Annotated in this window: 21 protein-coding genes; 15 read left to right on the top strand and 6 right to left on the bottom strand. The window is 57.4% G+C overall.

What is annotated here, in order from left to right; all coding sequences use genetic code 11:
- Nucleotides 1-9 precede the first annotated feature (9 nt).
- The 9 genes from cheR (at nt 10) to GVO84_RS13810 (ending at nt 9,734) form a co-directional block, all read left to right on the top strand.
- Complete coding sequence (gene cheR, locus GVO84_RS13850; RefSeq protein ID WP_159514438.1) at nt 10-876, top strand: protein-glutamate O-methyltransferase CheR; 867 nt, start codon at nt 10-12, stop codon at nt 874-876.
- On the top strand, nt 873-1,922 hold the full coding sequence (locus tag GVO84_RS13845; protein WP_029741783.1) for a protein-glutamate methylesterase/protein-glutamine glutaminase: 1,050 nt from the start codon (nt 873-875) through the stop codon (nt 1,920-1,922). Before cheR ends, GVO84_RS13845 begins: the two co-directional genes overlap by 4 nt.
- A gap of 17 nt (nt 1,923-1,939) precedes the next feature.
- Complete coding sequence (gene cheY, locus GVO84_RS13840; RefSeq protein ID WP_008500431.1) at nt 1,940-2,329, top strand: chemotaxis response regulator CheY; 390 nt, start codon at nt 1,940-1,942, stop codon at nt 2,327-2,329.
- Between the two features lie 10 nt (nt 2,330-2,339).
- Nucleotides 2,340-2,984, top strand: coding sequence for a protein phosphatase CheZ (gene cheZ / locus GVO84_RS13835; protein WP_023312251.1), 645 nt, complete (start codon nt 2,340-2,342; stop codon nt 2,982-2,984).
- Nucleotides 2,985-3,132: 148 nt separating this feature from the next.
- Nucleotides 3,133-4,281 (top strand): flagellar biosynthesis protein FlhB, encoded by a 1,149-nt coding sequence (gene flhB / locus GVO84_RS13830; RefSeq protein WP_024909679.1) that lies wholly within the window; start codon nt 3,133-3,135, stop codon nt 4,279-4,281.
- Nucleotides 4,274-6,352 carry a flagellar biosynthesis protein FlhA gene (gene flhA / locus GVO84_RS13825; protein WP_063143694.1) on the top strand — a complete coding sequence of 693 codons (2,079 nt, stop codon included), beginning with the start codon at nt 4,274-4,276 and terminating at the stop codon, nt 6,350-6,352. The genes flhB and flhA overlap by 8 nt, the downstream gene beginning before the upstream one ends.
- Nucleotides 6,352-6,744 (top strand): flagellar protein FlhE, encoded by a 393-nt coding sequence (flhE, locus tag GVO84_RS13820; RefSeq protein WP_121424215.1) that lies wholly within the window; start codon nt 6,352-6,354, stop codon nt 6,742-6,744. The genes flhA and flhE overlap by 1 nt, the downstream gene beginning before the upstream one ends.
- A gap of 262 nt (nt 6,745-7,006) precedes the next feature.
- A complete protein-coding gene (locus tag GVO84_RS13815; RefSeq protein WP_159514437.1) occupies nt 7,007-8,590 on the top strand; it encodes an MFS transporter in 1,584 nt (527 codons plus the stop codon).
- 4 nt (nt 8,591-8,594) lie between these two features.
- Nucleotides 8,595-9,734, top strand: a complete 1,140-nt coding sequence (locus GVO84_RS13810) for a glycoside hydrolase family 88/105 protein (RefSeq protein WP_159515650.1) — start codon at nt 8,595-8,597, stop codon at nt 9,732-9,734.
- A 76-nt stretch (nt 9,735-9,810) separates the two neighbouring features.
- Here the strand turns inward: GVO84_RS13810 and argS are convergent, their stop codons facing one another.
- Nucleotides 9,811-11,544 (bottom strand): arginine--tRNA ligase, encoded by a 1,734-nt coding sequence (gene argS / locus GVO84_RS13805; RefSeq protein ID WP_024909682.1) that lies wholly within the window; start codon nt 11,542-11,544, stop codon nt 9,811-9,813.
- 239 nt (nt 11,545-11,783) lie between these two features.
- Here argS and GVO84_RS13800 point away from each other — a divergent pair, with 239 nt between their 5' ends.
- On the top strand, nt 11,784-12,344 hold the full coding sequence (locus tag GVO84_RS13800; protein WP_063143698.1) for a VOC family protein: 561 nt from the start codon (nt 11,784-11,786) through the stop codon (nt 12,342-12,344).
- A gap of 78 nt (nt 12,345-12,422) precedes the next feature.
- Nucleotides 12,423-13,166: a copper homeostasis protein CutC gene (gene cutC, locus GVO84_RS13795; RefSeq protein WP_159514436.1), complete on the top strand. Its 744-nt coding sequence runs from the start codon at nt 12,423-12,425 to the stop codon at nt 13,164-13,166.
- 175 nt (nt 13,167-13,341) lie between these two features.
- Here cutC and cmoB read toward each other — a convergent pair whose 3' ends face one another.
- Genes cmoB through GVO84_RS13770 form a run of 5 tightly spaced genes read right to left on the bottom strand, consistent with a single transcriptional unit; the run spans nt 13,342 to nt 16,922 of the window.
- Nucleotides 13,342-14,313 carry a tRNA 5-methoxyuridine(34)/uridine 5-oxyacetic acid(34) synthase CmoB gene (cmoB, locus tag GVO84_RS13790; RefSeq protein WP_121424203.1) on the bottom strand — a complete coding sequence of 324 codons (972 nt, stop codon included), beginning with the start codon at nt 14,311-14,313 and terminating at the stop codon, nt 13,342-13,344.
- Complete coding sequence (gene cmoA, locus GVO84_RS13785) at nt 14,310-15,053, bottom strand: carboxy-S-adenosyl-L-methionine synthase CmoA (protein WP_121424202.1); 744 nt, start codon at nt 15,051-15,053, stop codon at nt 14,310-14,312. Before cmoA ends, cmoB begins: the two co-directional genes overlap by 4 nt.
- A gap of 40 nt (nt 15,054-15,093) precedes the next feature.
- Nucleotides 15,094-15,489, bottom strand: a complete 396-nt coding sequence (locus GVO84_RS13780) for an MAPEG family protein (protein WP_021240443.1) — start codon at nt 15,487-15,489, stop codon at nt 15,094-15,096.
- A 51-nt stretch (nt 15,490-15,540) separates the two neighbouring features.
- On the bottom strand, nt 15,541-16,359 hold the full coding sequence (locus GVO84_RS13775) for a DUF72 domain-containing protein (protein ID WP_159514435.1): 819 nt from the start codon (nt 16,357-16,359) through the stop codon (nt 15,541-15,543).
- On the bottom strand, nt 16,356-16,922 hold the full coding sequence (locus GVO84_RS13770; protein WP_159514434.1) for a hydrolase: 567 nt from the start codon (nt 16,920-16,922) through the stop codon (nt 16,356-16,358). Before GVO84_RS13770 ends, GVO84_RS13775 begins: the two co-directional genes overlap by 4 nt.
- A 263-nt stretch (nt 16,923-17,185) precedes the next feature.
- On the opposite strand from GVO84_RS13770, the gene aspS reads away from it, so the two are divergent.
- From aspS to ruvC, 4 genes are read left to right on the top strand one after another with little or no spacing between them, the layout of a single operon-like run.
- Entirely contained in the window at nt 17,186-18,958 is a 1,773-nt protein-coding gene (gene aspS / locus GVO84_RS13765) for an aspartate--tRNA ligase (RefSeq protein WP_069303005.1), read from the top strand.
- Nucleotide 18,959: 1 nt separating this feature from the next.
- Nucleotides 18,960-19,403 (top strand): dihydroneopterin triphosphate diphosphatase, encoded by a 444-nt coding sequence (gene nudB, locus GVO84_RS13760; protein ID WP_033145850.1) that lies wholly within the window; start codon nt 18,960-18,962, stop codon nt 19,401-19,403.
- A gap of 27 nt (nt 19,404-19,430) precedes the next feature.
- Nucleotides 19,431-20,171 (top strand): YebC/PmpR family DNA-binding transcriptional regulator, encoded by a 741-nt coding sequence (locus tag GVO84_RS13755; RefSeq protein WP_008500447.1) that lies wholly within the window; start codon nt 19,431-19,433, stop codon nt 20,169-20,171.
- 34 nt (nt 20,172-20,205) lie between these two features.
- Nucleotides 20,206-20,727 carry a crossover junction endodeoxyribonuclease RuvC gene (gene ruvC / locus GVO84_RS13750; protein WP_003859749.1) on the top strand — a complete coding sequence of 174 codons (522 nt, stop codon included), beginning with the start codon at nt 20,206-20,208 and terminating at the stop codon, nt 20,725-20,727.
- The last annotated feature ends 57 nt before the right edge of the window (nt 20,728-20,784 follow it).

The following is a 20,784-nucleotide window of genomic DNA, read 5'->3' as shown; positions in this document are numbered from 1 at the left end:
GAAGGCGCTATGACATCACCAATGCCCCCTGGGCAAACGTCATTACTGTTGCAGATGACACAGCGCCTCGCGCTGTCCGACGCGCATTTTCGTCGGATATGTCAGTTAATCTACCAGCGTGCGGGGATCGTGCTTGCGGATCATAAGCGGGACATGGTCTACAACCGTCTGGTGCGGCGCTTGCGCACGCTGGGGCTGGACGATTTTGGCCGCTATCTGAGCATGCTTGAGGCGAACCAGAACAGCGCAGAGTGGCAGGCTTTTATTAACTCGTTAACCACCAACCTGACGGCGTTTTTCCGTGAAGCTCACCACTTCCCGGTCCTGGCCGAGCACGCCCGCCGTCGCACCGGGGAGTATCGCGTCTGGAGTGCCGCCGCCTCGACGGGGGAAGAGCCGTACTCGCTGGCGATCACCCTGGCTGACACCCTGGGGATGACGCCCGGACGATGGAAAGTCTACGCCAGCGATATCGATACCGAAGTGCTGGAGAAGGCGCGTAACGGCGTGTATCGCCAGGATGAACTGAAAACGCTGTCGCCGCAGCAGCTGCAGCGTTATTTCATGCGCGGCACGGGCCCGCATGAAGGCCTGGTACGCGTACGCCAGGAGCTGGCGAACTGCGTCGAATTCGCGCCGGTAAACCTGCTGGATAAGCAGTACAACATGCCGGGGCCGTTCGACGCCATTTTTTGCCGTAACGTCATGATCTATTTTGATAAAACGACGCAACAGGACATTCTGCGTCGGTTTGTTCCGTTGCTCAAGCCTGACGGTTTACTGTTTGCCGGGCACTCGGAAAACTTCAGCAACCTCGCGCGTGAGTTTAGCCTGCGTGGGCAAACGGTATATGCGCTGAGTAAGGAAAAAGCATGAGTAAAATCAGGGTGTTGTCTGTCGATGATTCAGCGCTGATGCGTCAGATCATGACTGAAATTATCAATAGCCACAGCGACATGGAGATGGTGGCCACTGCGCCCGATCCTCTGGTAGCGCGGGATTTAATTAAAAAATATAACCCCGACGTGCTAACGCTGGATGTCGAGATGCCGCGCATGGATGGCATCGATTTCCTCGAAAAATTAATGCGGCTTCGGCCCATGCCGGTGGTAATGGTCTCCTCCCTGACCGGAAAAGGATCGGAAATCACCCTGCGCGCGCTGGAGCTGGGGGCGGTGGATTTTGTCACCAAACCGCAGCTCGGCATTCGCGAAGGGATGCTGGCCTACAGCGAAATGATCGCGGAGAAGATCCGCACCGCGTCGCGTGCGAAGCTTGCTGCGCATACGCCATTGGCCGCGCCTGCGACCCTGAAGGCCGGTCCCTTACTCAGCTCGGAAAAACTGCTGGTGATTGGGGCGTCAACCGGAGGAACAGAGGCAATTCGTCATGTACTCCAGCCATTGCCGCTTTCAAGTCCGGGTATTCTGATCACTCAGCATATGCCGCCAGGCTTTACCCGTTCGTTCGCCGAACGCCTGAACAAGCTGTGCCAGATCAGCGTGAAAGAGGCGGAAGACGGCGAGCGCGTGCTCCCGGGACATGCCTATATCGCCCCAGGGGACAAGCATATGGAGCTGTCGCGCAGCGGCGCTAACTATCAAATCAAAATTCATGACGGGCCGCCGGTCAACCGGCACCGTCCGTCGGTGGATGTGCTGTTTCATTCGGTGGCGAAACATGCGGGGCGCAACGCCGTTGGGGTGATCCTGACGGGGATGGGCAACGACGGTGCCGCCGGAATGCTTGCAATGCACCAGGCTGGCGCCTGGACGATTGCGCAGAATGAAGCAAGTTGTGTGGTGTTCGGCATGCCGCGCGAGGCCATCAATATGGGTGGCGTGAGCGAAGTGGTCGATCTTAGCCAGGTAAGCCAGCAGATGCTGGCGAAAATCAGTGCCGGACAGGCAATACGTATTTGACTCAGGAGTATTATTTTATGGCGGATAAAGAGCTTAAGTTTTTGGTTGTGGATGACTTTTCCACCATGCGTCGCATCGTGCGCAACCTGCTGAAAGAGCTGGGCTTCAACAACGTTGAAGAAGCAGAAGACGGCGTTGATGCGCTGAACAAACTGCAGGCTGGCGGGTTTGGTTTTGTTATCTCCGACTGGAACATGCCTAACATGGACGGTCTGGAACTGCTGAAAACCATTCGCGCCGATGCGGGAATGGCGTCTATGCCGGTTCTGATGGTCACAGCAGAAGCGAAAAAAGAGAACATCATTGCCGCTGCACAGGCGGGCGCAAGCGGCTATGTGGTGAAGCCATTCACCGCGGCAACCCTGGAAGAGAAGCTCGGTAAGATCTTCGAGAAACTCGGCATGTGAGGTGATGGAAATGTTGCAACCTGCTATGAAACCCGTTGAAGAACACTCGCCGAGCGATATCATCGTCCGCATCGGCAGCCTGACGCGCATGCTGCGTGACAGCCTGCGCGAGCTGGGTCTGGATCAGGCGATTGCCGAAGCGGCGGAAGCCATTCCTGATGCCCGCGATCGTCTGGACTACGTTGTGCAGATGACTGCTCAGGCTGCTGAGCGTGCGCTGAACAGCGTTGAAGCGTCACAGCCGCACCAGGATGCGATGGAAAAGGGGGCGAAAGCGCTGAGCAAACGCTGGGACGAGTGGTTTGAGAACCCTATCGAGCTGGCGGATGCCCGCGAGCTGGTGACGGATACCCGTCAGTACCTGGGTGATGTGCCGGGCCACACCAGCTTCACCAACGCCCAACTGCTGGACATCATGATGGCGCAGGATTTCCAGGACCTGACCGGTCAGGTGATCAAGCGCATGATGGATGTTATCCAGGAGATTGAGCGTCAGCTGCTGATGGTTCTGCTGGAGAACATTCCGGAACCGGCAGCCCGTCCAAAACGCGAGAACGAAAGCTTGCTCAATGGTCCTCAGCTCGACGCCAGCAAGGCGGGCGTTGTGGCAAGCCAGGATCAGGTCGACGACCTGCTGGACAGCCTCGGCTTCTGATTGCCAATTCCGCCTCAGGAGGTTTACGCCACCTGAGGCGGTTTGTGACAAAATCACCGAAAAGAGCCCGAATAAACGGGCTTTTCCCGCCATTGGATTTCCGCTGCGCTGGCATGATACCCGTGACGTAATGGGCTGAGCATGCACTGTGGCAGAAGAGAACGACGACAAAACGGAAGCCCCCACACCCCACCGACTAGAAAAGGCGCGTGAGGAAGGGCAGATCCCCCGATCCCGAGAATTGACCTCCCTGCTGATCCTTATCGTAGGGGTGTGCATTATCTGGTGGGGCGGGGAGTCGCTCGCCCGCAAGCTGGCGGGAATGTTGTCCACCGGGTTACGCTTTGACCACAGCATGGTCAACGATCCGAATCTGATCCTCAGCCAGATTATTCAGCTTATTAAAGGGGCCATGGTCGCGCTGTTGCCCCTGATTACCGGTGTTGTGCTGGTCGCGCTGGTCTCTCCGGTGATGCTCGGCGGTCTGGTTTTTAGTGCCAAATCGCTGCAACCGAAATTTTCCAAACTGAACCCGCTGCCGGGCATTGCGAAAATGTTCTCTGCGCAGACCGGGGCTGAGCTGCTCAAAGCCGTTCTCAAATCGGTGCTGATGGGCAGTTCCGCGGGGTTTTACCTCTGGTACCACTGGCCGGAAATGATGCGTCTTATCAGCGAATCGCCGCTCACCGCAATGAGCAATGCGCTGAATCTGGTCGGGCTCTGCGCGCTGCTGGTGGTGCTCAGCATTATCCCGATGGTGGGTTTTGACGTGATCTTCCAGCTTTATACCCACTTCAAAAAACTGCGCATGTCACGGCAGGATATTCGTGACGAATATAAGCAGATGGAAGGTGACCCGCACGTAAAAGGGCGCATCCGCCAGATGCAGCGTGCCGCCGCCCGACGCCGCATGATGGAAGATGTGCCGAAGGCCGACGTCATTGTTACCAACCCGACGCACTATTCCGTTGCGCTGCGCTATGACGAAAACAAAATGAGCGCGCCGAAAGTCGTCGCGAAAGGGGCTGGACTGATCGCACTGCGCATCCGGGAAATTGGCACAGAACACCGCGTGCCGATCCTCGAAGCCCCTCCGCTGGCGCGTGCCCTGTACCGCCATGCGGATATTGGACAACAGATCCCGGGACAACTCTACGCCGCCGTGGCGGAAGTGCTGGCCTGGGTATGGCAGTTGAAGCGCTGGCGTCTGGCCGGCGGTCAACGGCCTGTGAAACCTGAGAACCTTCCGGTGCCTGCCGCGCTGGATTTTATGAACGAGAAGGACACTGATGGCTAATCTGGTGGCAATGTTGCGCCTGCCCGGCAACCTGAAATCGACCCAATGGCAGATCCTTGCCGGGCCGATTCTGATCCTGCTAATTCTGTCGATGATGGTACTGCCGCTCCCGGCGTTCATCCTCGATCTGCTTTTCACTTTCAATATTGCGCTGTCCATAATGGTGCTGCTGGTGGCGATGTTCACCCAGCGTACCCTGGAGTTCGCCGCGTTCCCGACCATTCTGCTGTTTACCACCTTGCTACGCCTGGCGCTGAACGTCGCGTCCACGCGTATCATCCTGATGGAAGGTCACACCGGTGCGGCAGCGGCAGGTAAAGTGGTGGAAGCGTTCGGCCACTTCCTGGTGGGCGGCAATTTCGCTATCGGTATCGTGGTGTTCGTTATCCTCGTTATCATCAACTTTATGGTTATCACCAAAGGTGCAGGGCGTATCGCGGAAGTGGGCGCGCGTTTTGTGCTGGACGGGATGCCGGGCAAGCAGATGGCGATCGACGCCGACCTGAACGCCGGTCTTATCGCTGAAGATGAAGCCAAAAAACGCCGTTCGGAAGTGACGCAGGAAGCGGACTTCTACGGCTCCATGGACGGTGCGAGTAAGTTTGTGCGCGGTGACGCCATCGCGGGCATTCTGATCATGGTGATTAACGTGGTCGGCGGCCTGCTGGTGGGGGTATTGCAGCACGGGATGGACATGGGCCACGCGGCGGAGAGCTATACGCTGCTGACCATTGGTGACGGTCTGGTTGCGCAGATCCCGGCGCTGGTTATCTCCACGGCGGCGGGTGTGATTGTGACCCGCGTGAGTACCGATCAGGACGTTGGCGAGCAGATGGTGGGCCAGCTCTTCAGTAACCCGCGCGTGATGCTGCTGGCCGCTGCCGTTCTGGGTTTGCTTGGCCTGGTGCCGGGTATGCCAAACCTGGTGTTCCTGCTGTTTACGGCGGGCCTGCTGGGGCTAGCCTGGTGGATGCGCGGTCGTGAAATCAAACCGGCGGCGGAGCCTGTTCCGGTAAAAATGCCGGAGAATACCCAGGCCGTCGAAGCGACCTGGAACGACGTTCAACTGGAAGACTCCCTGGGCATGGAAGTGGGCTATCGCCTGATTCCGATGGTCGATTTCCAGCAGGATGGCGAGCTGCTTGGCCGTATCCGCAGCATCCGTAAAAAATTCGCGCAGGATATGGGCTTCCTGCCGCCGGTTGTTCACATCCGCGACAATATGGACCTGCCGCCCGCGCGCTACCGTATTCTGATGAAAGGTGTTGAAATTGGCAGCGGTGATGCCTATCCGGGCCGCTGGCTGGCGATTAACCCCGGCACCGCCGCAGGCACATTGCCGGGCGAGCAAACCATCGATCCTGCCTTTGGCCTGGCCGCTATCTGGATTGAAAGTGCCCTGAAAGAGCAGGCGCAGATCCAGGGGTATACGGTTGTTGAGGCAAGTACCGTGGTGGCGACCCATCTTAATCACCTGATTGGGCAATTCTCGGCGGAGCTGTTTGGCCGTCAGGAAGCGCAGCAGCTGCTGGACCGCGTCACGCAGGAGATGCCGAAGCTGACGGAAGATCTGGTCCCGGGCGTGGTGACGCTGACGACGCTGCACAAGGTGCTGCAAAACCTGCTCGAAGAAAAGGTGCCGATCCGCGATATGCGCACCATTCTGGAAACGCTGGCAGAGCATGCGCCAATCCAGAGCGATCCGCACGAGCTGACGGCGGTGGTGCGCGTGGCGCTTGGCCGCGCGATCACCCAGCAGTGGTTCCCGGGAACCGGAGAAGTGCAGGTTATTGGCCTCGATACGCCGCTTGAACGTCTGCTGCTGCAGGCTCTGCAGGGCGGGGGCGGCCTGGAGCCGGGGCTGGCGGACCGTCTGCTGGCGCAAACGCAGGAGGCGCTGGCGCGTCAGGAGATGCTGGGCGCGCCGCCGGTGCTGCTGGTGAACCATGCGCTGCGTCCGCTGCTGTCGCGCTTCCTGCGTCGTAGCCTGAATCAGCTGGTCGTGCTGTCGAATCTGGAGCTGTCGGATAACCGTCATATCCGCATGACCGCGACGATTGGAGGAAAATAATGCGTAAATGGCTTTGGATTTTGCTCTTCCCGCTGGCGGCACAGGCTGGCGGGGAGGGGACCTGGCAGGCGAGCAGCATGGGCGTAACCCTCAGCAACCGGGGCGTCGCCATGTCCTCTAACCCGCTGTCGCCTTCCGAAGGGGTGTCCGGTCAGATGGGCCTTGTGGTCTGGAACTACCGGCTGATTGGCCCTACGCCAGCGGGCCTGCGGGTGCGCCTCTGCTCTCAGACACGCTGCACGGAAATCGACGGCGAAAACGGCACGACACAGGCGTTCAACGGCGTACCGGCTATTGAGCCTTTGCGTTTCATCTGGGAAGTACCGGGCGGTGGACGCTTAATCCCGGCGCTGAAGGTGCAGAGTAACTCTGTCATCGTGAACTACCGCTAACCCCCTCTCTTTTCACCAGCCATCAGGCAATTCTGATGGCTGGCTCTCAAAATTGCCCTCGCCTTTTGAATAAATAGAAACGCTGTTTTATAAATCAGTGACGCGCGTGACGATACTCTTTGCATTTTTGCCATTCACCCGCCTGGTGATGGCAGAAACAGAAAGGTATCAACAGGCCGATGCATTTACTGTAGCCGTATAAAAGCTCCCGGATGAAGCTTGCTTGCAGGGAGTCTCCCAAAACTGATTAGGGTTGACGGCAATGAAAACACGTAAAATTGGACTCGCAAATTATCTTGCTTACGGGTCAGGCGATTTCCTCGGGGCGGGTACCACCGCCCTGACGGCGGCCTGGCTTTTATATTTTTATACCACCTTCTGCGGGCTCTCACCGATCGAAGCAACGTTCATCTTTGCCGCGGCGAGAGTGCTGGATGCCGTTGTTAGCCCGTTAATGGGCTTTTTAACCGATAACTTTGGTACGACCTGGCTCGGTAAGCGCTTCGGCCGTCGTAAGTTCTTTATCCTGCTGGGAATTCCGTGCGTGTTCAGCTACTCGCTGATGTGGGTTGGGGACATGAGCTTCTGGTACTACCTGCTGACCTATCTGCTGTTTGATATTGTCTACACCATGATTCTGGTGCCGTACGAAACGCTGGTGCCGGAAATGACCGACGACTTTAAGCAGAAAACCAAGTTCTCCGGGGCGCGTATCTCGATGGCGCAGATGTCCGCCATTCTGGCCTCCTTCCTGCCGGGGATCCTGTTGACCCACTTCGGCAAAGACAACGCGGTTTCCTTCTTCTACGCAAGCCTGGTCTTCTCCGTGCTCTGCGCGCTGATGCTGACCTTCGTCTGGTTCTTCACCTGGGAACGCCCGCGCGAAGAGTGGTCTGAAGCGGCGCTGCGTGCTGAAGAAGAGAAGAAGAAGCTGACGCTGGGTCAGAGCCTCAACCGCCTGATCGTTGAGCTAAGCTCCACGCTGCGCATTAAGATTTTCCGTCAGCATCTGGGCATGTACCTCGGCGGCTATATCGCGCAGGACGTGTTTAATGCGGTATTCACCTACTACGTGGTGTTCGTGCTGATGCAGGAAGCGTCAATGGCGTCCAATCTGCTGGGCACGATGGCCATCTTCCAGTTCCTTGCGGTTATCGCCATGATCCCGCTGTGTATCCGCTTCGGGCCTGCGCCGTCCTACCGCATGGTGGTGGTGCTGTTTGGTCTGGCATCAATTTCCTACGCCGTGCTCTATTACGCGGGCCTGAGCGACGTTTACGCTCTGCTGTTGCTGATCTCTGCGGTGGCGGGCCTTGGTCGCGGCGGAATCAACTATGTGCCATGGAATACCTACACCTACATTGCTGACGTGGATGAAGTGATCACCGGCCAGCGCCGCGAAGGGATCTTCGCGGGCATCATGACCCTGACCCGTAAGGCGTCACAGGCCGGTGCGGTGATGCTGGTGGGCATTGTGATGCAGATGTCCGGCTTTGTCAGCGGTCAGAAAGTGCAGCCTGCGGAAGTGAGCCACACCATTTTGATGATCCTGAGCGTGGGCACCATCCTGGTGCTGTTCTGCGGCTTCCTCGTTTCCCTGCGCTTCAAGCTCAATTTGCAGACCCACAGCACCCTGCGCGAGGAGACCGCGAAAATGCGTGAGTGTGGTCATGCGATGCCTGAGTCAGCGACGCCACACGCCCGCGCCACCGTCGAGATGCTGGCCGGTATGCCTTATGAGTCACTGTGGGGCAATAACAACATCGGCTATCTGAATCGCAATAAGCCAGCGGCACCTTCGCTGAAGGATCGCGCGGTACTGAATTCGACATACAACAGAGGTTAAGATGATGAAAGTTTGGCCTGTCAAACATAGCCCGTTATTACGTCAGCCAGAGCGCTTTATCGCCCGGGACGAGCTGAAATCGCTGATTCAAAAGGTGACGCATAGCCTGGTCAATATCCACGACGAAACGGGTGAATTTTTGCTGCGGCTGGACGACGGACGCGTGATCGACACCAAAGGCTGGGCCGGATGGGAGTGGACGCACGGCGTCGGCCTGTACGGTATCTGGCAGTATTACTGCCAAACCGGTGACGAAGGTATGCGAGACATCATCGACAGCTGGTTTGCCGACCGCTTTGCGGAAGGCGCGACCACCAAAAACGTGAATACCATGTCGCCGTTCCTGACGCTGGCCTATCGCTACGAAGAGAGCAAAAATCAGGCCTGGCTGCCGTGGCTGGAAAGCTGGGCGGAATGGGCGATGGCCGAGATGCCGCGCACCGAACACGGCGGCATGCAGCACATCACCCTGGCGGAAGAGAACCATCAGCAGATGTGGGACGATACGCTGATGATGACGGTATTGCCGCTGGCGAAAATCGGCAAGCTGCTCAACAAACCGGAGTACGTTGAAGAGGCGGTGTATCAGTTCCTGCTGCACGTGCAGAACCTGATGGACCGGGAGACCGGGCTGTGGTTCCACGGCTGGAGCTACGACGGTAATCACAACTTCGCCAATGCCCGCTGGGCGCGCGGCAACAGCTGGCTCACCATCGTCATCCCGGACTTCCTCGAGCTTGTGGATTTGCCGGAAAACAACGCCGTGCGTCGCTACCTGGTGCAGGTATTGAATGCGCAGATTGCCGCGCTGGCGAAGTGTCAGGACGACAGCGGGCTATGGCATACGCTGCTCGACGATCCGCATTCGTATCTTGAGGCGTCCGCCACGGCAGGGTTTGCCTACGGCATTCTGAAAGCCGTGCGCAAGCGCTACGTTGGCGCGGAGTATGCCGAAGTGGCAGAAAAAGCGATTGGCGGTATCGTCAAAAATATTTCGCCGGAAGGCGAGCTGCTGCAAACCTCGTTCGGTACGGGGATGGGGAGCGATCTGGAGTTTTATCGCCAGATCCCGCTGACCTCGATGCCGTATGGGCAGGCGATGGCGATACTGTGTCTGACGGAGTATTTGCGGAAATACTTCTGAACCTGTGGAGATCCCCGGTGGCGCTGCGCTTACCGGGGCTACAAAACAAAACCCGGCTTGCGCCGGGTTTTTTGTATTACATGCGTTCTACGGTTTCGATACCCAGGGTATCCAGACCCAGCTTCAGGGTCTTCGCCGTGAGCTGCGCCAGCTTCAGGCGGCTGTTGCGGACCGATTCGTTTTCCGCAGACAGAATAGGGCAGTGCTCGTAGAAGCCGGAGAACAGACCCGCCAGATCGTACAGGTAAGCACACATCACGTGCGGCGTTCCGTCACGCGCGACAACCGTCAGCGTCTCTTCGAACTGCAGCAGACGCGCCGCCAGCTGCGCTTCACGATCTTCGGTGATGGTCACGGCTGCATTCGCCAGTACGCTTTCATCGATGTTTGCCTTACGGAATACGGAGAGCACGCGGGTGTAGGCATACTGCATGTAAGGCGCCGTGTTGCCTTCAAACGCCAGCATGTTATCCCAGTCGAAGATATAGTCGGTGGTGCGGTTCTTGGAGAGATCCGCGTATTTCACCGCACCGATACCCACGGCGTTGGCCAGTTTTTCCAGCTCATCGGCAGGCATGTCCGGGTTCTTCTCGGCCACCAGACGGCGGGCGCGTTCCAGCGCTTCGTCCAGCAGGTCGGACAGCTTCACGGTACCGCCAGCACGGGTTTTGAACGGCTTGCCGTCTTTACCCAGCATCATGCCGAACATGTGGTGTTCCAGCGGAACGCAATCCGGCACGTAACCGGCTTTGCGCACGATGGTCCACGCCTGCATCAGGTGCTGGTGCTGACGGGAGTCGATGTAGTACAGCACGCGGTCGGCATGCAGCGTTTCGTAACGGTATTTCGCGCAGGCGATATCTGTGGTGGTGTAGAGGTAGCCGCCATCCTTTTTCTGGATGATTACGCCCATCGGTTCACCTTCCTTGTTTTTGTACTCATCAAGGAACACCACCGTTGCGCCTTCGCTCTCTACCGCCAGGTTTTTGGCTTTCAGGTCGGCCACAATGCCCGGCAGCATTGGGTTGTACAGGCTTTCACCCATCACGTCGTCACGGGTCAGAGTGACGTTCAGGCGGTTATAGGTCAGCTGGTTCTGAGACATGGTGATGTCGACCAGCTTGCGCCACATCTCGAGGAAATATTGATCGCCGCCCTGCAGTTTTACCACGTAGCTGCGTGCGCGCTCGGCAAAGGCTTCGTCTTCGTCGTAGTGTTTTTTGGCTTCGCGGTAGAACCCTTCCAGGTCCGCCAGCGCCATTTCACCCGCGTTTTCCTGCTGCTGTTTTTCCAGGTAAGCAATCAGCATGCCGAACTGGGTACCCCAGTCGCCCACGTGGTTCGCGCGGATCACCTTGTGACCGAGGAACTCGAGCGTGCGCACTGCGGCATCACCGATGATGGTGGAGCGCAGGTGGCCAACGTGCATCTCTTTCGCCACGTTCGGGGCAGAGTAGTCGATCACGACGGTCTGCGCCTCCGGCTGGGAAACACCCAGACGGTCAGATTTCAGCGCCGCGTCAACGTGGCGTGCCAGGAACGCAGGCTCAAGGAAGATATTGATAAAGCCCGGACCGGCGATTTCGGTTTTGCTGGCAATGCCGGAAAGATCCAGATGCGTCAGTACCTGCTCAGCGAGCTGTCGCGGCGGCATGCCCAGTTTTTTAGCCACTGCCATCACGCCATTAGCCTGATAGTCGCCAAACTGTACTTTTGCTGACTGACGAACCTGCGGTTCGCAATCCGCAGGCGCGCCTGCGGCAATCAGTGCCTGACTGACTTTTTCGGAGAGAAGAGCCTGAATATTCACCTGGATACCTTACGTTTTTGATGCGGGCTTACAACCGCCCGCGCCAGTTAAAGAATTTAGGGCGGGAGTATACTGCAAATGCCTTCTGGCGTCAGCATCGCGGGGCCCGAAGATTGTTCAGAATCCAGGCAGTGAAGGAGTGCATAATCATGCAGCCGCAAAAAGCCGGATTCTGCGGTTGGTCAAAACAGGTCAACAGAGTAAATTAGCGGCTTTGCGACACGAAAAGAGAGTGAATTATGGCGAACTGGCAATCCATTGACGAACTGCATGATATTTCCGCAGATTTACCGCGCTTCACCCAGGCGTTCACAGAACTTGCCACCCGTCTGGGTCTGGATATCGCACCGCTTGAGGCCGATCACATCTCTTTGCGCTGTCATCAGAATGCCACCGCCGAGCGCTGGCGTCGTGGGTTTGAGCAGTGCGGTGAGTTACTGTCCGAGAACATCATCAACGGTCGCCCCATTTGCCTGTTTAAACTCCATGAACCGGTGAACGTGGCGCACTGGCAATTCACCGTGGTTGAACTGCCGTGGCCGGGTGAGAAACGCTATCCACACGAAGGCTGGGAACATATCGAAATTGTTCTGCCGGGAGAGCCGGAGACGTTAAACGCGCGCGCGCTGGCCCTGCTTTCTGACGAGGGCTTAAGCAAGCCGGGAATTTTTGTGAAGACGAGTTCACCCAAAGGCGAGCGCGAGCGGTTGCCTAACCCGACGCTGGCCGTCACTGACGGACAGGTTACGGTGAAGTTTCATCCGTGGACCATTGAGCAGATCGTTGCCAGCGAAGCGTAAGAGATGTGAGTTCACGCCGGGACAGAAAACGGACGGCGTGCCATGATGTTTCGTTTAGTGGAATTTCAGGAGGATTAAATGGCGCTGCTGGAGATTTGTTGTTACAGCGTGGAGTGTGCCGTGACCGCGCAAAAGCACGGGGCTGACCGCATTGAACTGTGCGCGGCACCCAAAGAGGGCGGCCTCACGCCGTCCTTCGGGGTGTTGAAGTCTGCCCGTCAGGCCGTCACCATTCCCGTTCACCCGATTATTCGTCCGCGCGGCGGTGATTTTTGTTACACGGCGGGCGAGTTCAGTGCCATGCTTGATGATATCGCGCTCGTTCGGGACCTGGGGTTTCCGGGGCTGGTGACCGGCCTGCTGGATGAAGACGGCAATATCGATCTACCGCGCATGCGTCAGATTATGAGCGCCGCGCAGGGGCTGGCCGTCACATTTCATCGCGCATTTGATATGTGTAAGGATCCGCTTCAGGCCTTTGAAACGCTTGGAGAACTTGGCGTAGCGCGCATTCTGACATCGGGCCAGCAGGCGTCAGCTGAAAAAGGACTGCAATTAATTACGGAACTAAAAGCACATTCCGGTGTTCCAATAATAATGGCGGGTGCGGGAGTCCGCGCCAGCAATCTGGAACGGTTTTTAAACGCCGGGGTAGAAGAGCTGCACAGCTCCGCGGGTAAATGGATACCTTCACCCATGCGTTATCGCAACACAGGATTGTCAATGTCGACGGACGCTGAAGCGGATGAGTATTCACGCTATGGCGTAGAGGGAGAGTCGGTTGCGGAAATGAAGTCGCTGATTGAGCGCCATCACGTGTAGCAACGTACCGATTTTTACCGCGCATCATGTCGCCCAATATGATGCTTGCTTGTACCAGGCCCCTGCAATTTCAACAGGGGCCTTTTTTTCTCCTGCGCCCGGTGGCGCTTCGCTTACCGGGCCTACAGCATCGGGAGTAGGCCGGGTAAGGCGTAGCCGCCACCCGGCTAAAGGGCTACGGCTTGGTCGCAATCAACACCGCACGCATCGGGGCCGGATAGCCTTCGATGGTTTTGCTGTGGTCGGCCGGGTCGAGGAACTGCTCCAGCGATTCGGTGATCATCCAGTCGGTGCGGCGCTGCTCTTCGATAGAGGTCACGCTGACGTCGGCAATGCGCACATCCACAAACCCGCACTTCTCCAGCCAGTTTTTCAGCGCCAGCGCGGAAGGGATGAAGTAAACGTTGCGCATCTGCGCGTAGCGATCGCCCGGCACCAGAACGGCATGCTCATCGCCTTCAATCACCAGCGTTTCCAGCACCAGTTCGCCGCCGCTGACCAGCTGATCTTTCAGTTGCCACAGGTGTTCAAGCGGAGAACGACGGTGATACAGCACGCCCATGGAGAAGACGGTATCAAACGCTTTCAGGGCAGGGAGTTGTTCGATGCCCAGCGGCAGCAGGTGCGCGCGCTGGTCGTTACCCAGCAGCTTGCGCACCGCTTCAAACTGGCACAGGAACAGCTGCATCGGGTCAATACCCACCGCCAGATGCGCGCCCGCGCCAATCATGCGCCACATGTGGTAACCGCTGCCGCAGCCCACGTCCAGAATGGTACGTCCGGTCAGGTCGGAAAGGTGGGGCAGAACGCGATCCCATTTCCAGTCAGAGCGCCATTCGGTATTGATGTTCACGCCGTAAAGTGAAAACGGCCCTTTGCGCCACGGCATCAGGTTACGCATCAGCGTTTCGATGCGGTTGATCTGCCCGGCCGGAAGCGGCTCTTCGCTCTCGGCGGTTACGCTGTGCAGAAGATCCAGACGATGCGGGGTCAGTTCGGGCAGAAACTCCACCGCGTTTGACCACTGCTTTAACAGGCCGTGCTGCTGATCGCGCTGCCAGGCGGCAATCTGCGCGGGCAAGGTTTCCAGCCAGTGGGAGAGCTGGTTTTTGGCAATAAGCTGATAGAAGTTACTGAATTCGATCATGCGGATTCTCCCGCTTTCAGCGCCACCAGAGAGCCAAAGTTAAAGCACTGGAACCACAGTTCGCTGTGCTCAAACCCGGCTTTGCTCAGACGCGCTTTGTGGGTTTCTACGGAATCCGTCAGCATCACGTTTTCGAGCATGCTGCGCTTCTGGCTGATCTCCAGCTCGCTGTAGCCGTTCGCCCGTTTGAAATCGTGGTGCATATTGAACAGCAGTTCGCCAACCTCGGCATCTTCGAAGCTGAATTTCTCCGAGAGCACCAGCGCGCCGCCGGGATTCAGCCCCTGATAAATTTTATCCAGCAGCAGCTGGCGGTCTTCAGGAACCAGGAACTGAAGGGTGAAATTCAGCACCACCATCGAGGCGTTATTGATCTCAATCTCGCGGATATCACCTTCCACCACCTCCACCGGGACAGGGGCTTTGTACGCGTCAATATGGCGACGGCAGCGCTCAACCATGGCCGGTGAGTTATCGACGGCAATGATTCGGCAGCCTTCCTGGTGAATATTACGACGAACCGACAGCGTTGCCGCGCCGAGCGAGCACCCCAGGTCATAGACCTGCGTGCCGGGTTGAACGAAGCGCTCAGCCAGCATGCCGATCATAGAGATAATATTGGAATAACCGGGAACAGAGCGCTGGATCATATCCGGGAAGACTTCGGCTACCCGTTCATCGAAGGTCCAGTCGCCCAGGCTGGCGATAGGCGCGGAAAAAAGCGTGTCGCGATCTGACATAACGTAAAAATCCGGGAAAAATAAAGTGGCGTATTGTGCGCTAATGGAGGGAGAAAACCAACTCCCACGGCATATACCACAGGTTAGCCAGCACCATCAGCAAAAGCGAACACCAGGTCGCACTCATGCCGGAACGACGCCAGCGGATTAAGCGATGGTGAAAACCGTAATAGTGCATCAGGCGGCCAGCAATAAGAAGCAGGCCACAGATGTGCACCATCCAGGTTTCTGCGCCATTCATCTCCATAAACAGCAGCAGGATTAAGGCTGCGGGGATGTATTCGACCGCGTTGCCATGAATGCGGATAGCGCTTTGTAGCTCTGAAAACCCGCCGTCACCGTAGGAGACTCGGTACAGCGTTCTGAGGCGCACAACATCAAATGAAAACTTAATCAGCAGTAATGCACCTAACACCGCATACAGCGCGCTGACCATACAAACTCCCTGTTTTTGGCAGATGGCACTTCACTATGATAGGGGCTGATATCAGAAAAGAGAAGATTGTTGTGGGATGCCAGGGGCGCTGCCCACGGACGGCACCGCAGCCTGCAAGGCCTGCCACAGAGCATCGACCAGTTCGGGCGCCTGGGCGATATCCGGCGTGTGCAAAAAGAGATACGGCGTGGTGGTGTGTTCCCATTTCGCTAACGTTTGCAGCCAGACGGCGAACATCGCCTGATTTTGCTGCATGTTATCGCTGCCGATAAATCTGACCATTGGGTTATGTGCGGTGACAATGGCGTGGACCGGCACTTTCGGTTTTTTACGCTGCGCTTCAACGATGGCTTCGCTATGGGGTACAGCGCTGTGCACCGGGCGGCTGTCGAGGATGACACGGTTTACGGAACGCTCAAGCAGGCCGCGATTGAGCGCTTTTTCTGCTTCGCCCTTCGCAAAAAATTCAGGATGCCTGACTTCAACGCCGTAGGTGAATTCGCGGGGCAGGGCATCGAGGAACTGCCACAGCGCAGGCATATCGCGCGGGCCAAACGTGGCGGGTAGCTGGATCCAGTACTGACCGATGCGGTTCGCCAGCGGCGACATGCGCGCGAAAAATTCTTCGGTCAAATCGCCGCAGTTACGCAGCGCGGCGTTGTGGGAAATGGTGGCTGGAAACTTAAAGCAGAAGCGGAAGTCGTCGGTCGTTTGTTCCCGCCAGCGCGCAACAATCTCGGCTTTGGGGAGCGCGTACAGGGTGGTGTTGCCCTCGACACAGTTGAAGTGTCGGGCATACTCCTCAAGGCTGGTGATGCCAAGGCGCACCCATTTCGGGTGCGACCACTGGGGCAGGCCCACGTACATCATAGCGCGCTGACAATCTCATCCGTGCTGCGCACGCGGCCAATGCGCGGGAAAATATGGGTCATGCTGCCCTGATGCTGTTCCGCGGAGGCCGCGCAGCAGGCATCTTCGGCGATCACCAGGTTAAAGCCCAGCTCCCACGCGTTGCGGGCGGTAGACTCCACGCCGATATTGGTGGAAATGCCGCACAGGATGATCGTGTCGATGCCTCGACGGCGGAGCTGCAGCTCGAGATCGGTACCGTAGAATGCGCCCCACTGGCGCTTGGTCACTTCAATATCGCCGTCGCGTTTGCCGAGTGAGACCGGGTACGTCCACCAGTTTTCCGGCAGGGCGCGTGCTGGAGCCTGGGCATCAACGGGCTGTTTTAACGCTTCGGCGTAATCCGCAGACCAGCCGACGCGCACCATGATAACAGGCGCGCCGCTGGCACGACATGTTTCCGCCAGGCGAGCGGCGCGGCTGACCACGTCATCCGCGGTATGCGGGCCACCGGCGAAGGGCAGAATGCCTTCCTGTAAATCAATCACGACAAGTGCGGTTTTACTGGCATCAAGTGTTAACATCGTTACTCCCGTTAAATTAGTCACTTCCAGACACCATACGACGTGATGGCCTGTTATTGGTCGGATAATTTTGTTAATTTTTGTGAGAATGCGCAATAAGAGTGCAGCAAACGACCGCCTGGCCGTGGTTCGCTCTTATCGTCCGGCGGAATTTCCAGTATAATAGCCGCCTTTTTTCATCCAGTTGTGACATACAGAAAGCTGCGACATAGTAGCCTGCATACCAGGCGACATTTAGCCTGCGGCTAATTAAGGGATATCTCATGCGTACAGAATATTGCGGGCAGCTGCGTCAGTCCCACGTCGGGCAGCAGGTCACCCTGTGTGGTTGGGTCAATCGTCGTCGTGATCTTGGTAGCCTTATCTTCATCGATATGCGCGACCGCGAAGGTATCGTTCAGGTGTTCTTCGACCCGGATCGCGCAGATGCGTTGAAGCTGGCCTCTGAGCTGCGTAATGAGTTCTGCATTCAGGTTACCGGCACCGTGCGTGCGCGTGACGAGAAAAACGTTAACGCCGACATGGCGACGGGCGCCATCGAAGTGCTGGCGTCCGATCTGGTGATTATCAACCGTGCAGAAGCGCTGCCGCTGGACTCCAACCACGTCAACACTGAAGAAGCGCGTCTGAAATACCGTTACCTGGATCTGCGTCGCCCGGAAATGGCTCAGCGCCTGAAAACCCGTGCGAAAATCACCAGCCTGGTGCGTCGCTTTATGGATGACCACGGTTTCCTCGACATCGAAACCCCGATGCTGACCAAAGCCACGCCGGAAGGCGCGCGCGATTACCTGGTCCCATCCCGCGTTCATAAAGGTAAATTCTACGCGCTGCCGCAGTCTCCACAGCTCTTCAAACAGCTGCTGATGATGTCCGGCTTCGATCGCTACTATCAGATCGTTAAATGCTTCCGCGACGAAGACCTGCGCGCTGACCGCCAGCCTGAATTTACCCAGATCGATGTGGAAACCTCCTTCATGACAGCCGAGCAGGTGCGTGAAGTGATGGAAGCTCTGGTGCGTAGCCTGTGGAACGACGTGAAAGGCGTTGAGCTGGGCGATTTCCCTATCATGACCTTCGCTGAAGCCGAGCGTCGCTACGGCTCCGACAAACCTGACCTGCGTAACCCGATGGAGCTGGTGGACGTTGCAGACCTGGTGAAAGGCGTTGAGTTTGCCGTATTCTCTGGCCCGGCTAACGATCCTAAAGGCCGCGTGGCGGCCCTGCGTGTACCGGGTGGTGCAGCACTGAGCCGCAAGCAGATCGACGACTACGGCAACTTCATCAAGATCTACGGCGCGAAAGGTCTGGCCTATATTAAAGTGACCGAGCGTGCGAAAGGCCTGGAAGGTATCACCAGCCCGGTAGCGAAGTTCCTGAACGCAGACATCGTGGAAGCGATCCTTGAGCGCACCGGCGCGCAGGACGGCGACATGATCTTCTTCGGCGCAGACAACAAGAAAGTCGTGGCGGATGCGATGGGCGCGCTGCGTCTGAAGCTCGGCAAAGACCTGAGCCTGACCGACGAAAATAAATGGGCGCCGCTGTGGGTTATCGACTTCCCAATGTTTGAAGACGATGGTGAAGGCGGCCTGACCGCAATGCACCACCCGTTCACCTCGCCGAAAGACATGACGGCAGCAGAGCTGAAAGCGGCACCGGAAGATGCGGTCGCGAACGCTTATGACATGGTTATCAACGGCTACGAAGTGGGCGGCGGTTCCGTGCGTATTCACAGCGGCGAAATGCAGCAGACCGTGTTCGGCATCCTGGGCATCAACGAGCAGGAGCAGCGCGAGAAGTTCGGCTTCCTGCTGGACGCCCTGAAATACGGCACGCCTCCGCACGCGGGTCTGGCCTTCGGTCTTGACCGCCTGACCATGCTGCTGACCGGCACCGATAACATTCGTGATGTTATTGCCTTCCCGAAAACCACTGCCGCAGCGTGTCTGATGACCGAAGCGCCAAGCTTTGCCAACCCGGCCTCTCTGGCCGAGCTGGGCATTGAAGTGGTGAAGAAGGAAGAGAAAAACTGATATGGCATATAAGCTTCCCGTTTCGGTCCTGGTGGTCATTTATGCAGAAGACACGAAGCGGGTGCTGATGTTGCAGCGGCGCGATGACCCTGATTTCTGGCAGTCGGTAACCGGCAGTCTGGAAGAGGGGGAAACCGCGTCGCAGGCCGCCGCGCGTGAAGTAAAGGAAGAGGTCACCATTGACGTTGCCCGCGAGCAACTGACCCTGAAGGACTGTCAGCGCACGGTGGAGTTTGAAATTTTTAGCCATTTACGTCATCGCTACGCGCCGGGTACCGAGCGCAATACGGAGTCGTGGTTCTGTCTCGCGCTCCCCCATGAACGGGAGATCGTGTTTACCGAACACCTGACCTACCGCTGGGTGAATGCGGCGGACGCCGCCGCACTGACCAAGTCGTGGAGCAACCGGCAGGCGATTGAAGAATTTGTAATTAACGCTGCCTGAAAAGGCGCGCTCTTTGAGGATATTTTTATGGCAGGTCATAGTAAGTGGGCCAACACCAAACACCGCAAAGCGGCACAGGATGCCAAGCGCGGTAAGATCTTTACCAAAATCATTCGCGAGCTGGTGACAGCAGCGCGTCTGGGCGGCGGCGACCCGGCTTCTAACCCGCGTCTGCGCGCGGCGGTAGATAAAGCGCTGTCTAACAACATGACGCGTGACACCCTGAACCGTGCAATCGCACGTGGCGTGGGCGGTGATGAAGACGCGAACATGGAAACCATCATTTATGAAGGTTACGGTCCTGGCGGTACAGCGGTAATGGTTGAGTGTCTGTCTGACAACCGTAACCGTACCGTTGCGGAAGTGCGTCACGCGTTCACCAAAACCGGCGGCAACCTGGGCACTGACGGTTCCGTGGCTTACCTGTTCAGCAAAAAAGGCGTCATCTCCTTCGAGAAAGGCGATGAAGATGCGATCATGGAAGCGGCGCTGGAAGCCGGTGCGGAAGACGTTGTGACCTTCGATGACGGTGCTATCGACGTTTACACCGCGTGGGAAGAGATGGGTGCCGTGCGCGACGCGCTGGAAGCGGCTGGCCTGAAAGCGGACAACGCTGAAGTCTCCATGATCCCGTCTACCAAAGCGGACATGGATGCGGAAACGGCACCAAAACTGCTGCGTCTGATCGACATGCTCGAAGACTGCGACGACGTGCAGGAAGTGTATCACAACGGTGAAATCTCTGATGAGGTTGCAGCGACTCTCTAATGAGAGCGTATAAATCCGTTACGGGAGACGCGTGATGTCGATTATTCTCGGGATTGACCCAGGCTCACGCGTCACCGGTTATGGCGTTATCCGTCAGGTGGGACGCCAGCTAACCTACCTGGGCAGCGGCTGTATTCGTACCAAAGTTGACGATCTGCCGTCGCGCCTGAAGCTCATTTATGCGGGCGTGTCGGAAATCATCACCCAGTTTCAGCCGGACTATTTCGCCATTGAGCAGGTCTTTATGGCGAAAAACGCCGATTCGGCGCTAAAGCTCGGTCAGGCGCGCGGCGTTGCCATCGTCGCTGCCGTGAACCAGGATTTGCCGGTATTCGAATACGCGGCGCGTCAGGTCAAGCAGACGGTGGTGGGCATTGGTAGCGCGGAGAAAAGCCAGGTGCAGCATATGGTGCGTACCCTGTTGAAGCTTCCCGCGAACCCGCAGGCCGACGCCGCCGATGCGCTGGCGATTGCGATTACCCACTGTCACGTCAGCCAGAACGCGATGCAAATGAGCGAGTCGCGGCTCAATCTGGCGCGAGGCAGGTTACGATAATGAGAAATCAGGCTGGATAAACATCCAGCCTTTTTTTATTATGTCGGCAGTTAATTT

This window comes from Enterobacter sp. SM3 (assembly GCF_009811935.2).
GTDB lineage: Bacteria > Pseudomonadota > Gammaproteobacteria > Enterobacterales > Enterobacteriaceae > Enterobacter > Enterobacter asburiae_D.
The sequence above is the reverse complement of the archived record's forward strand: the minus strand, read 5'-3'. Positions and strand labels throughout refer to the sequence as shown.

What these genes read in the sequence shown, in the direction of transcription:
- cheR (WP_159514438.1), top strand. Translation starts at nt 10, where the DNA reads ATGACATCACCAATGCCCCCTGGGCAAACGTCATTACTGTTGCAGATG.
- GVO84_RS13845 (WP_029741783.1), top strand. Translation starts at nt 873, where the DNA reads ATGAGTAAAATCAGGGTGTTGTCTGTCGATGATTCAGCGCTGATGCGT.
- cheY (WP_008500431.1), top strand. Translation starts at nt 1,940, where the DNA reads ATGGCGGATAAAGAGCTTAAGTTTTTGGTTGTGGATGACTTTTCCACC.
- cheZ (WP_023312251.1), top strand. Translation starts at nt 2,340, where the DNA reads ATGTTGCAACCTGCTATGAAACCCGTTGAAGAACACTCGCCGAGCGAT.
- flhA (WP_063143694.1), top strand. Translation starts at nt 4,274, where the DNA reads ATGGCTAATCTGGTGGCAATGTTGCGCCTGCCCGGCAACCTGAAATCG.
- flhE (WP_121424215.1), top strand. Translation starts at nt 6,352, where the DNA reads ATGCGTAAATGGCTTTGGATTTTGCTCTTCCCGCTGGCGGCACAGGCT.
- GVO84_RS13815 (WP_159514437.1), top strand. Translation starts at nt 7,007, where the DNA reads ATGAAAACACGTAAAATTGGACTCGCAAATTATCTTGCTTACGGGTCA.
- GVO84_RS13810 (WP_159515650.1), top strand. Translation starts at nt 8,595, where the DNA reads ATGAAAGTTTGGCCTGTCAAACATAGCCCGTTATTACGTCAGCCAGAG.
- GVO84_RS13800 (WP_063143698.1), top strand. Translation starts at nt 11,784, where the DNA reads ATGGCGAACTGGCAATCCATTGACGAACTGCATGATATTTCCGCAGAT.
- cutC (WP_159514436.1), top strand. Translation starts at nt 12,423, where the DNA reads ATGGCGCTGCTGGAGATTTGTTGTTACAGCGTGGAGTGTGCCGTGACC.
- cmoB (WP_121424203.1), bottom strand. Translation starts at nt 14,313, where the DNA reads ATGATCGAATTCAGTAACTTCTATCAGCTTATTGCCAAAAACCAGCTC.
- cmoA (WP_121424202.1), bottom strand. Translation starts at nt 15,053, where the DNA reads ATGTCAGATCGCGACACGCTTTTTTCCGCGCCTATCGCCAGCCTGGGC.
- GVO84_RS13780 (WP_021240443.1), bottom strand. Translation starts at nt 15,489, where the DNA reads ATGGTCAGCGCGCTGTATGCGGTGTTAGGTGCATTACTGCTGATTAAG.
- GVO84_RS13775 (WP_159514435.1), bottom strand. Translation starts at nt 16,359, where the DNA reads ATGATGTACGTGGGCCTGCCCCAGTGGTCGCACCCGAAATGGGTGCGC.
- GVO84_RS13770 (WP_159514434.1), bottom strand. Translation starts at nt 16,922, where the DNA reads ATGTTAACACTTGATGCCAGTAAAACCGCACTTGTCGTGATTGATTTA.
- aspS (WP_069303005.1), top strand. Translation starts at nt 17,186, where the DNA reads ATGCGTACAGAATATTGCGGGCAGCTGCGTCAGTCCCACGTCGGGCAG.
- nudB (WP_033145850.1), top strand. Translation starts at nt 18,960, where the DNA reads ATGGCATATAAGCTTCCCGTTTCGGTCCTGGTGGTCATTTATGCAGAA.
- GVO84_RS13755 (WP_008500447.1), top strand. Translation starts at nt 19,431, where the DNA reads ATGGCAGGTCATAGTAAGTGGGCCAACACCAAACACCGCAAAGCGGCA.
- ruvC (WP_003859749.1), top strand. Translation starts at nt 20,206, where the DNA reads ATGTCGATTATTCTCGGGATTGACCCAGGCTCACGCGTCACCGGTTAT.